The organism is Taibaiella soli (genome assembly GCF_003236175.1).
Taxonomy (GTDB): Bacteria; Bacteroidota; Bacteroidia; order Chitinophagales; family Chitinophagaceae; genus QKTW01.
Map to the genome: position 1 here is coordinate 1 of NZ_QKTW01000007.1, position 12,568 is coordinate 12,568.

Genomic DNA, 12,568 nt, shown 5'->3' on the forward strand with positions numbered 1-12,568 from the left:
GGCACTTTTGGTATGGTGTTGATTGTTTTGCCATCGACTGCTAGCAGTTCCAGTCTAAGATACCATGCTTTCTCAACCATATCAAAATTGTGCTATTGCCCTGGATGCCATACTTCAGTTGGGCTTCGCTTTGACTAAGAGCCCCTTTTTCTATCTCATCAACTAACTGCAGTTTGAAGGCTAAACTGTAATCTTTCTGAGTCCGCTTAGGTACTCTGAATTGTCCTTTGTTCATTATGGCTACACTGTTTTTGTGTCAACCTTTTTTAGGACGAGGCAGTTTTAATCATACTGAAAGGGAGTGGACGATAGAGTCCGCTCCCTTTTTTTGTCCGATTAAGGTTTTTAAGAAACTGGATTGACACACGTTAGTGATTTACCGAGGTTTTGTTATTTTCGAACATTCAATATTTTAAATTGAATAAAATGCATTTAACGATGAAACCCGTATTGTTGATAGCCGCCTTACTTATAAGCAACCTTATTTTTGCTCAAGATAAAATCGAAGGAATAGGCCCTTTTAAAATAAACCGGACGACAACTGCTTACGTTGACACTTTGGTTAATGACGGATACAAGAAAATAACGGTAAAGACAGCAGACCCACAATCAACAGTTCGCGGTCTCAAGGAAAAGGCAATTGCCGAATTGATGCCTGACTCTACAAAGCTCTACAACTCTCCTCATACCCACCGATGTAATGGTGTCCGAACCTTCTTTATTCCGTTTATGGAAATCGCAGGTATCACGATTGAGAATATTTACCTAACATTTTATCACGACGTACTTGTTGACATTAGCACGGACTATAGTGCAGAGCTTAAAAACGCTTTGATGTTGAAATATGGTGAAGTTCCAGCACAAGAACTTAGTTCTGAAAACAATTGTACCCTGCCTGCAACAAAAGCTGATATGTCACTTACAGCGAAATCTTATTATTATACATGGAAAAACGAAGGCATTAAATGTATCGCGTCCATAGGCTATTATTGGGATCATAATTGTGAAAAACAATACTTAAGCTACGTTAATGTTGGCGTTAGCGGCATAACGTCTGTAATCATGGACTGCGATAGAGCAGAACGGGAAAAGCAAAAAAAGAGGCAGGATGAAGAAAAGAGAAAAAAATTGGGAGAGCTGTAGGTGGGCCTTATTCTAAAACTTCATCAAAAAGAACAACCTCTCAGGCAAGTAAATCGTACCTTATTTGTACCTCATTTTAATTAAATGCTGTGCAGTAGCGGATTCTTACTTTTTGTATTGGAAAGTAAGGAAGGATTTTTCTCGCGGCGCCACAACGACGCAGGTTTTCGTTTTTCGCGTCATTGTGGGGCACGAAGCAATCTGCGGTGAATACAGGAAACAGACTGCTTATTTTCATTTACGACATTAAACCATATCCGTTGAAGATTTACCTTGTCGACCAACAGAAACATTTTGCAAAGCACATCGACTTGCTGAAGTCAGCATCTGTCATGCATTACAATCGCACGCAGCTAAAAGAAACTGTCAGCACAATTGCCTTGAAAATTAATAAGCGACTATCAGAATTAGATCTCCGTTTCCTGTTCGATTATCGGATTTTCCCTCCGAACATTATGTCGTTTTATACACAGTGGCATGCGGAAAGCCGAACGATGAAGGTTGGCGACACCATTGTGCAGCAAGTATTTCTTCCGCCAATAAAAACGTTCTCACAGAAAGTTATTTTCGGCGTTCGCGTCAATGAGATAATTGATGAACCAACACGAAAAGGCTTCAGTTATGAAACACTTGCAGGCCACGTCGAGAAAGGTATTTCAACTTTTACCGTAGAAGAAAACGAAGCTGGTCTTCTGTTTAAAATTCACACATTTTCAGGCCCAGGGAATTTGCTGTCTAAAGTTTTAGCGCCTGTGTTTTCGGTGCCATATCAGGCATTTTGCACGAAGGCTGCGCTAGAAAATGTGTGGAGGCAAATTGTGTGATTAGTATTTATCGGCTTCGCTCCGCTTATTCGTATTCTGTTTGTGCAGGTAACTTCAAATTATCGCACGGTTTGCATTTTCTTTTTTTAATCCAGGAATAATCTGAATTGGGCAGTGGGTGAGGCAGAAAGTTTCTTGTCTCTTCTTCTTTTCCTTCGCGCATGTTAAGACGTACAATTGAAGTGCGGCTTTTTATTTTATAATAAGTTTCCGAAAAGATCGCGTCGGGACGCATTATAGAAGATCTTTGAATAGTTCTTGATAGAAGCGTATCACCTTTTAATTCATAAAATCCCCAGTTACAATCGTGATAGAAATATGATTTTGAGCCCTTTTTTATGACATCGTTTAACTCTTCACTCGGAGTTGGTCTGGTTGCTCCGCCCCAACTTTCAACACAAACACCGTTATCGTAGAATATTATATTGACATTCAAAGGAAGCCCGCCACTTATGATCTGGCAAGTAAAATAACCATCAATATCCAGCCTTTCTCTTATCGTCGTTTTACCTGCATTACAGCAGTTTACAAAGTATTTCCGATAGGCTTTAGGAATGCCGCAATAAGCGGTGAAAATGCAACAAGCTGCTATTATAAGAAGGGCTATTTTTTTCATAGGGCGCTCTAGTTAAAAAATTAAACGTTAGTTCGTGGTTTTTGTAGGTTGAATAATGAGTGCGCGTTTACGCGCGATCAATTCTTTGGCTCCGCTCTGGATGATACAGTGATCTATCCATCCACCAAACCCAATGTAATCGCCATTCTCACCAAACCGGCAGTATTTTTCACATCTAATTTTTTGAGTAACGTCAAACGATGTGTTTCTGCAGTACGCGGACTGATGAATAATTTATCTGCAATCTCCTGCGTTGTATCACCTGCTACAATCAGCTGCAGCACTTCCTTTTCGCGGCGTGTTAATTCAAGTGGCACACTTGAAGCACGTTTCTGATTGCCGAGTGCATTTTGCAGGAGCATATCCTTCAGACTTGGTTCAATAAATTGCTCGTTGTTGTACGCCGCTTCTACAGCTTTAAATAAAGTTGCCTGATCTGCACCTTTTAGCAGATAACCTTTACAGCCGTAATGCAGCATACTTTTTACAATAGCCGGTGCATCCAGACTCGTGATGACTACAATACGTACATCCGGATATAAGCGCGTAATAATCGGCGCCAGTTCATGGCCGGATTGATCAGGGAGTAAAATGTCTAACAGTAAAACATCAGGCTGTTCTTTTTGCAAGCCTTCGAGCAATGCAGCGCCTGTGGTATAAGTGGCTGTTACCTCGATTTCTGGAAAATCGGCCAGCATCGTGCGAATACCATTGATGGCAATAAGATGATCGTCTGTTATGGCTACTTTAATTGGCATGCGTTTCTGGGTAGTAAAATAGTTATTAATCGTTAAACGTTTTTGGGAATATCAAACTCAAGATGCACCATAGTTCCGGCTCCTGGTTCGCTGCTGATATCGATAATCCCGTTCATTGCCTGAATGCGGTTGCGAATGCTTTTTAGTCCCATTCCATTCTTTCCTGCAGCTTGAATATCAAAGCCGATACCATCGTCTTCAATCGTAATAGCAAGCGTGTCTTCCTGCGGTCTTGAAAGCTGTACCAGCACCTTTGTGGCTTTCGCATGTTTGATCACATTCTGCAAAAATTCCTGAATAATACGGTATACAGATAGTTCAAATTCGGGCAGCATTCGATTGATTTCATCGTACTGTTGATAAGAAAAAATCAGGTTCGTATTTTTTTGCAGTGAATTGCAGAAATAGTATACGGCATCCGGAAGTCCGCCCTGGAGCAGCATATCGGGCATCAGATTGTGCGCGGTAGCACGAAGCTCTTTTGTGGCCTCTTCCATTTGCTCAATGATCTGCTGATAGTAATTGGTATTGACGTAGTCTGTAGAATTCAAATGTTTAAACTGCTCCGGCAGTGTTTTAATATTCATCTTCACCGTAGAAAGTCGCACCATAATGCCGTCGTGCAATTCACGCGCCATTCTTGCTCTTTCTTTTTCTTCACCCTGTATGGCCGATTTCAGATTGTTGATCTCCTGCTCTTGTTGTAATGCTTGAATTTGTTTGGCCTGCAGTCGTTGTTTGTTTTTATTGTTGGAGTACAGCGATACAAAAGTGAGCAGTAATAAAACAGATCCACTGCCTATAATGCCCATCCACATATTTTTCTCGCGCACCTTCGCTTCCGTTTGTGAGAGCTGCAGCTGTTTTCGTGCTAGCGCTTTGTCTTTCTCCGCAGTTTTTGCTTTAAGCTCCAGTTCATAAACTGATTGCAGTTTTTCCTGGCGAAAAGCGGAGTCAAGCATCGTCAGGCTGGTTTCGCTATAACGGAATGCTCTTCTGTAATCGCTATTGGCTGCGTAAACCTGAGAGAGCGTATGATAGGTTTCGTAAAGCTTTGGTACGTCGATTCCGGCGCGCAGCTTCATATCATTAAGTACAGAAAGCAGCATCGCTTCTGCTTTGCGATAATCTTTCATTTCATAATACAACTGACCGAGTCCTACTTTGGCATGCATGTTGTCGGAATAGTCTTTGGTTTCTTCTGTTACTTTCAGTGCATGATTGTACCATTCCAATGCTTTGTCATTTTCTTTCCGCTGCGCGTAAATAGCCGCTGTGCCTGTTATTGCGGCGGGCATCATTGAGTTGTACTCGAGTGAATGGCTGAAAAAATGGAACGCGCTATCTGTATTTTTCTTGCCCATGTACACCATCCCGATATCGGAATAGATGATAGCCAATGTAGATTTATACAGCTCTTCAAATTCTTTTTTCTTCGGTTTCTGTTCGAATGCTTTCAGCGTGCTTTCTGCTTTTTGCAGGTAGGACAATGCTTTATTGTAATTTCCCAGGCTGTTCCAAAGCATACCAATGTTGGTGTATACACTGGATACATCAATTGCTTCGGAGGTTTTTTTTATCTGCCTGCCATTGACTAATGTTTCTGCTTTATAAACATAGTGCGAAATGGAATCGAAGTCGGAAGCATAGTAGTAAGGTGTACACATGCTGGTATAGTACATCGCGAGTGATGTACTGCCGCGAAACGCTCTTTCGGCATAAGGCAGCCCGCTCTGATAAAATTTAATGCTCGCCGCGTAGTTTCCTTTTCGATTGTTGAAATAGCCGAGATCGCAAAATGCAGCTGCAATGCCTACATCAAAATGCAGGTATTCACTTTTGTATAATGCATCTTCCATCAGCCAAACGGCACTGTCCATATCGTGCAGGACTACCGTAAGCGCATAATTGATCTGGTTGCTGATTTTCGTGGTGTCAGCCTGTGTAAGATTTTTGAGGCTGCTGGGCGTATCGGGTAGATTATAGCGGATGGTGGCAGGTCGCTCCTGTGCTTTTACAAGATGTACTGTTAGCAGCAGCCAGCAAACCACACAACTCATTTTTATCCAGGTGCTCATAACAGAAAATCTAAAGAAAATAACGCGAAACGGGCCATTATACAAGACTACGGGAAAATACTGATTTTTCCATAATTACGGGTTTTCCCTTCCAACGTTATGCCCGTGTTAACTGTATTTTAGAGGAATGTGAAGACAATATTAAAAACCCTTTTGTTTTCGCAGAGAATACAAGCTCCGCAAGGTGTTTGCAGTATCTGAAAAAGTTTTATTCACAGAATTAAACTATTAAAATGAAATTCATTTGTCTACTTGCGCTGGGTTTTTCAATCGCCCAAACAACTTCTGCAAAAACTGCAGGATGGCCTGATCAAAAGGGATTTATTGAAAATAAAGGTCAGGTTACCGATCAGTACCGAAAGCCGCGTACGGATGTGCAGTTTAAAATGCAAAGCCACGGGGTTAATCTTTTTGTCGGAAATGGTCAGCTCCATTATCAGTGGAATAAGATCAATCCGATCAGCAACGATAAATCGGTTCCGCTGTCGCAAAGAATGCAGCACGTCGACCATAAGATAGAAAGCTATCGTATGGATGTAACACTCGTTGGTGCCAATACGAATGCGAAAATTATTGCCGAAGACAAACTGGACTATACCGAAACTTATTATAAGAGTTATGCATCCAAAGAAGGCATGCATGCTTCTTCATATAAAAAAATCACTTACCAGAATATTTATCCCAACATTGACTGGGTACTTTATATAAATGAATCCGGCAGTTCGCCAGTGAAATATGATTTCGTAGTTCGTCCTGGGGGAAATGTCGCTGATATCAAATTGCAATATGGCGGCGCTACAAATCTTGCGCTGAATGCAAACGGAAGTCTTACCGCACAAACACCGGCGGGCGCTATCACCGAGGAAACACCGACTTCATTCGTAAGTCAAAACGAAGGACCTGCAACTCGTGTTGCTTCTTCTTTCAACCTGCAAAAAAATACCATCAGTTTTAATGTAGCACCACACAGCGGTACGCTTACAATCGATCCGGGTATCGTCTGGGCTACATATCTCGGTGGTCTTGGTTATGATTTTTGTGTGAGCATGACGTCCGATAAAGCAGGTAATGTTTACGTGGGCGGTTCCAGTTTTATGAGCGGTAACATTGCTACAACGGGCGCTTATCAAACTACTCCTTCTGGAGATTTTGATGGCTTTATCGCTAAGTTTAACCCGGCCGGAAACCTCACTTGGGGAACCTTCTACGGAGATCAGGGTGATGATAATATCAGTAATATAGTTTCTGACGACGCTGGCCAGGTTTATTTTTCGGGCATTACCAACAGTGATTCTGCGATCGCTACACCGGGCAGTTTTCAGGATACACTTAACACACTGTATTTTGATCTGATGCTGGGTAAATTTGATAGCTCGGGCAACCGCGTATGGGTTACTTATTATGGTGGTCCTGATGTAGAAAATGGCGGCTATTGCGCGTTAGATAAACAGGGTCACGTATATCTGACAGGCGTTACTACAAGTAGTACACAGATCGCTAGCAACGGTTATAAAAATACCTATGCGGGTGGGCTCAGCGATGCATTCCTTGTAAAATTTGATACAGCAGGTATGCGTCAATGGGCAACTTATTATGGTGATACGCTCGAAGATGCGACACAAGGTATTGCCTGCGATCCGCAAGGAAACGTTTATATAACAGGGCAAACAAAAAGTATCGTAAATATTGCTACGCCGGGTGCTTTCCAAACAACATTAGGTGGCGGATACGATATCTTCCTGACTAAATTCAGTCCGTCGGGCGCGTTGAGATGGTCTACTTATTATGGTGGTACTACTGACGATCTCGGCGGAGGTCAGGCGGGTGTAGCTTGCGATCGCTTAGGTAATGTGTATATCAATGCGCGCACCCAAAGCACCGCGGGCATCGCTTCTGCAAATGCTTTTCAGACAACCCTTGCTGGCGGATGGGATGCATTCCTCGCTAAATTCGACAGTCTTGGCAATCGTAAATGGGGTACTTACTTCGGCAGTACTGGTGATGAAAACGGTCAGTGCGTTGCGTTTGATGAATCCAATAATGTTGTATGGACAGGCTTGACATTTAGCAGCTCTGGCATCGCGACACCAAACGCATATTCTACTACTTTTGGTGGTTATGATGATGTATTTCTCGCACGATTTGATACAGCTGGTAATCGTCAATGGGCAACTTATTACGGTAATACCGGCGCAGATGAAGGGTACGCTGTAACGACCACTACGGGCGGCAATATTTATGTGACAGGTGCAACTACGAGTGGAACAGGCATTGCTACGCCAAATGCACATGATACTACTTACCACTTCCTCTTATCCGTCTTCCTCGCTAAATTCTGTACTGCAGATATTCCGCTTGCAGATACCGTACATGGCCTGGATTCAATTTGTGCTAATTCAACAAACGTTTATAGTGTTGATTCCGTTACAGACGCTACTGCGTATATCTGGTCACTCCCTTCAGGATGGACAGCAACAGGTAATACGCGCACTATTACTGCGACAGCAGGTACAAATAATGGTGTCATCAGTGTGAAAGTGGTGAAATGTAATGATACCAGCGCTGCGCATGTGCTTAATGTTTATGTGCGTCCTGCAGAGCCTGCAATCATTACGGTAAATGGTTTTCAGCTCGGTACTGTCAATACGCATAATACCTACCAATGGTATCTGAATGGTATCCTCATTCCAGGTGCGACGGGCAGTACTTATACCGTAACACAAAATGGAGATTATACCGTTAAAGTAACGAACACCGGTGGCTGTATGGATTCTTCGGCAGCTTATACGGTAAATAATGTTTCAGTAAACGAAGTAAGTCAATTGGCGAAAGCAGTGATCGTATATCCAAACCCGGCCAGCGATGTGGTGCACATTCTGGCACCGCAACCTGTAAACGTAACCATCACTGGTATCGACGGTAAGGAAATACTGCATCAGGAAAAAGCTACTGAAATCAATATCTCTCCATTGGCTTCAGGCTTGTACCTGCTGCACATCACAGACCAGAACAATGTTTCGGTGAAGACAGAAAAGCTCACCAAATTGAAATAACCACCGCATCATGATTGCATACTCAGAATGAAAAATACCGCTATGAACCTTATTGAAAATATCCTGTCTGGCAGTACGGACAGGATATTTCAATTACTGTAAATCCCATCACTTAAAATTTTAGATTATGTTACGTTCTTGTTGTTACTTAATTCTGTGCAGCAGCCTGCTGACAATCTCCTGGGCCACCCGGGCCCAGACTATTCAAGATGCAAACGGTGCACCGCTTAAAACAAAATGGTGCGATGTAGACAGCAGTTATCTGATTGTTGGTACACCTTCAGGTGGTACTTTTTCGGGCTGCGGTGTTTTTCAGCAGAATGGCAATTGGTATTTTAATCCGGCAACTGCCACAACCGGTATTACGGTTTTTCCAACACAGTGTTCTCTTATATATACTACAGCCTCTGGTTCGGTAAGTCAGAATATGCTGGTCTATAAACCGGTTGTTCCTGATGTAGGTCCTGATCAGATTACCTGCAACAAAGACACATTTAGTCTATCGGTAAAAACACTGTACGCGGGTGCTTATAATTACGATTGGACGCCTTCCGCCGGACTTTTCTCGCCAACGGCACAAACAACCAAAGGTTCTATAACCACCACTACCACTTATATAGTTTCGGCGCAGGATGTGAGCAGCGGGTGTATGGGATTTGATACAGTTACCATTGTCAACAGACAGCCGAATCTGCAAATGGTTACGGCTACAGACACCGTTTGTGCACGACGTCCGCTACAACTATTGGCGGTCAACCCGGAATCAGGTGCAAGCTATACCTGGCAATTTGAAATGGGCGCTACCGCTACAGGCACAAACGTAACACATACTTATGAGGCTGCCGGTAATTATACAATCGTTTTGCAGGCACAGAACGAATATTGTTCTGGCTCGATATCAAAATCTATAACTGTCCAGGATTTTAAATTGAAACTCACCGCCAGTGATCCTGGCTTTGATCGTGGTACTTCTGTTACGCTCCAGGCAAATGCATCGGTACCATTTAATGTGAGTGGCTGGAGTCCTGTCAATTTTTTTCCGAGTCAACACGCCAAACAGCAAACAATTTTTCCCGATACCAGTCATATTTTCACAGTAATCGCTCAGTCTGAATTTGGCTGCATCGACACGGCGAATCTGTTTGTTCCGGTCAATCCCGTTGTTTTTGTTCCTTCAGCTTTTAGTCCGAACGGAGATGGAATGAACGATCTGTTTCATTTTAAAAAATGGGGCGAACCTGTTCTGATTGAATATTTCGCTGTTTACAATCGCTGGGGACAATGCATGTGGAAACAACAAGGTGGCGAAGCGGAATTTGGCTGGGATGGCAATTTCAACGGCAAGCCCGCGCCAGTAGATACGTACTACTACATACTGAAGCTCGCTACAAACTACGCACATGCAATCGAGCAAAAAGGCGATGTGAGTTTGATCCGCTGATCGTTGATTTTCTGAAAACTTTGTCATCCTGAGCGTAGTTGAAGGAGAAGATGGTCAATGGTCAATCGTGAATGGTCAATCGTGTTTCGTTGTCATCCCGATGAAAGAGGGATCCCGCGAAATGCGTATCTACATTTTGCGGGACGTCTCCTTAGGTCGAGGACATGGAAAAAACACCCCGCGGCCATCCTGAGCGTAGTCGAAAGAGAAGACCGTCAATGGTGAATGGTCAATCGTGTTTCGTTGTCATCCTCGGTAGAGTCGAAGGAGAAGATTGTCAATGGTCAATGGTGAATGGTCAACCGTTTTTCGTTGTCATCCTGAGCGGAGTCGAAGGAGACAATCATTTCGCAGCTTCGCCCTCCTCCTTTGGAGGAATGAGCGGAGGCTAACGTTCTCTCTTCCATTTACTAACAAAAATTGGGGAGTTTTCTTAAGAGTAGTTATAATTAGACAAATTTGTCTAAATTCACCCCAATGAAAACCTATCTATACGACGAGGAGCAGCGACGCATTTGGGTACAATACAAATACAGCAGAGCTAAAACCGTCAAACAGATATGCCGGGAGGCCGGTATTTCACGAGCAACACTTTATAACTGGATCAACGAATTTCCTGAAGATGTCGTCGGTAAAGGCGCAGGAATTGAACTGCCTTTTCCTGAAGTGAAGCATGCCAATGAACTGGTAGAAACATTGCAGGCCGTTCCTGCAGAAATTGAAGGAAGCAGCCGGTACCGGATGTTGCAAAGTGCGCTCGGCGTTGTAGATGGAGACAAGACGATAGCCCGGAAAATTGTGGCAGTCCTCGTCAAACGTTTTACACTAACCGTGGCACAAGCCTGTGACATAGTAGGCATCGATGAAGAGGTATACGGATATAAACCGCGTAAACCGGAAGTTGATGATATGGCGGTGTACGAGGCTTTGGTCGGTTTAATTCTTGAAGACCGTACCCGTGGTTTCACCGAATGTTATGAATTGCTCATTGCGCGCAAGCCTTCCTGGACGCGTAAACAAATCCGCAGAGTTTATAAGGAACGTCGTGTTTTTCAGCTTCGCAAAAGAGTAAGAAAAGTACGTACCAGCGAAGATGGGTCTGTTATTCCGGCGGCAACCCGTCTTTATCGTCCGGGCAGCATCTGGACGCTGGGTATTCTTAATGCTACTACACAATCGGGCACTCCTTTCTGGATTGCTTATATCATAGATACTGACACCACTGAAATGCTCAATGCTTCGGCAGGCTCGGGCAAAGCAGCAGCAACGGATATTGAAGGATTCCTCACATTAGCTGCTTCCGAAAACGGACGTCCGCAGAAATTGCGCATTCCGGGCCAGCCGCCATTCAACGATCGCGAGATTACCCGTTGGGCATGGGAACAAAAAGTAGTATTGCATACGCTTTCCGCCAATAAATCTGAAAATCAGGCGGAATTCGAGAAATGGGATGCGATGGTCAAGTCGCAACTACCGGAGTCGGGCGTGGAAAATCTCGATAACATCGATGAGTTGATAGAACAGTGGGTGGTACGTTGATTTCGTTGATTCAACGGATAGTTGAGCGAGTTATTTTGCAACTAATTGCAGCTTTAAGCAAGGAAAAGCTAGCTCTGAGGTGGAATATTGCAGCTCAAAGCTGAAACAATGGAGCTCAGAGCTGAAACATTGCTGCCTTAAGGTGAAAAAATGGAGCTCGGAGGAGGAACATTGCTGCTCAGGGCTTGAAAAAGGTAGCCTGAAGCTGAAACATTGCTGCTCTAAGGTGAAAAAAGCTAGCTCAAAGGTGCAAATTGCAGCTTTAAGCAGGAAAAACAATCGAAGAATGAGGAATCTTGCATAATACAGGACTTTGAATTTGCAGGCGATCACCATCATCTGAGACAATACTTCGTGAATAGTAGGGTCTTTCCATTGGTGTTGAAGATTGTTGATCGCGTTTGTTTTTCGATACTATTTATAGTAAAAACGAAGATAAAAGTTTTCCGTTTTCATTTATACTTTGACTCCGCAGGATGACAGTGGGGTTATATACTCGCGTTTATCACCCTGACTAATTATATGGTGCCCGCAATCAAAAGGGATGACACTTTGATTAGCAATAGTCCTTCAAATCTGGCTTCGAGCCATCATTCTCCTACTTTTTTATGCCAAACGGCGAAGCCCTCATGAGCGACCCGAGATGATATGAACGCGAGTAAAAAAGTAGGCAAAAAAGGGCAGTCTAAGCCAGATCACTCCGTGGCTTAGACGGTCGCTCGATTGAGTTTCATTGCTACTGTGCTGCCAAACTAAAAGCCTTGAAATTGAACTCAATTTTAAATGTGTCATTGGTACGAAGGAAGGATCTCGTGTTATGCGGTGCTCTTATTTTGCGGGATGTCTCCTTCGTCGACATGACCATTTTGTTATATAATTTCACTCGCGTTTGTAATCCCTCCGTTGTCGAGATGACATTGGGATTATATACTCGCGTTTGTCACCCTGACGAAGGAAGGGTCCCGCGTTATGTGGACCGCATGATTTGCAGTTGTAGAAGTAAGTAGTATGCGCTTATGTTTTGGGGGATCCCTCCGTTGTTAGGATGACGAACGCGAGCAAGTATTAAGCTTTGCGCTTTTGGCTTTGCGCTTTTGGCTTTCCGCTTTTTGTTTT

Annotated in this window: 8 protein-coding genes and 1 pseudogene; 5 read left to right on the forward strand and 4 right to left on the reverse strand. The window is 43.4% G+C overall.

The annotated features are described in order from the left end of the window. Positions 1–46: 46 nt before the first annotated feature. A pseudogene (locus DN068_RS04770) lies at positions 47–235 on the reverse strand (hypothetical protein); the annotation flags it as partial. A 203-nt stretch (positions 236–438) separates the two neighbouring features. On the opposite strand from DN068_RS04770, the gene DN068_RS04775 reads away from it, so the two are divergent. Together DN068_RS04775 and DN068_RS04780 are read left to right on the forward strand one after the other, a co-directional pair. Beyond that, positions 439–1,143, forward strand: a complete 705-nt coding sequence (locus DN068_RS04775) for a hypothetical protein (RefSeq protein ID WP_123985231.1) — start codon at positions 439–441, stop codon at positions 1,141–1,143. A 260-nt stretch (positions 1,144–1,403) separates the two neighbouring features. Beyond that, positions 1,404–1,967 carry a DUF1990 family protein gene (locus DN068_RS04780; RefSeq protein ID WP_207798854.1) on the forward strand — a complete coding sequence of 188 codons (564 nt, stop codon included), beginning with the start codon at positions 1,404–1,406 and terminating at the stop codon, positions 1,965–1,967. A gap of 25 nt (positions 1,968–1,992) precedes the next feature. Here the strand turns inward: DN068_RS04780 and DN068_RS04785 are convergent, their stop codons facing one another. From DN068_RS04785 to DN068_RS04795, 3 genes are all read right to left on the reverse strand, one after another. Continuing rightward, complete coding sequence (locus tag DN068_RS04785) at positions 1,993–2,583, reverse strand: hypothetical protein (RefSeq protein ID WP_110997757.1); 591 nt, start codon at positions 2,581–2,583, stop codon at positions 1,993–1,995. 113 nt (positions 2,584–2,696) lie between these two features. Beyond that, complete coding sequence (locus tag DN068_RS04790; RefSeq protein WP_110997758.1) at positions 2,697–3,341, reverse strand: response regulator; 645 nt, start codon at positions 3,339–3,341, stop codon at positions 2,697–2,699. Between the two features lie 32 nt (positions 3,342–3,373). After that, positions 3,374–5,419 carry a tetratricopeptide repeat-containing sensor histidine kinase gene (locus DN068_RS04795; protein WP_110997759.1) on the reverse strand — a complete coding sequence of 682 codons (2,046 nt, stop codon included), beginning with the start codon at positions 5,417–5,419 and terminating at the stop codon, positions 3,374–3,376. Positions 5,420–5,652: 233 nt separating this feature from the next. Here DN068_RS04795 and DN068_RS04800 point away from each other — a divergent pair, with 233 nt between their 5' ends. From DN068_RS04800 to DN068_RS04815, 3 genes are all read left to right on the forward strand, one after another. Then, positions 5,653–8,472, forward strand: a complete 2,820-nt coding sequence (locus DN068_RS04800) for a DUF7948 domain-containing protein (RefSeq protein ID WP_110997760.1) — start codon at positions 5,653–5,655, stop codon at positions 8,470–8,472. A gap of 127 nt (positions 8,473–8,599) precedes the next feature. After that, positions 8,600–9,913 (forward strand): T9SS type B sorting domain-containing protein, encoded by a 1,314-nt coding sequence (locus DN068_RS04805; protein ID WP_110997761.1) that lies wholly within the window; start codon positions 8,600–8,602, stop codon positions 9,911–9,913. Between the two features lie 477 nt (positions 9,914–10,390). Next, positions 10,391–11,452, forward strand: coding sequence for a transposase (locus DN068_RS04815; RefSeq protein WP_110997763.1), 1,062 nt, complete (start codon positions 10,391–10,393; stop codon positions 11,450–11,452). Positions 11,453–12,568: the final 1,116 nt, after the last annotated feature.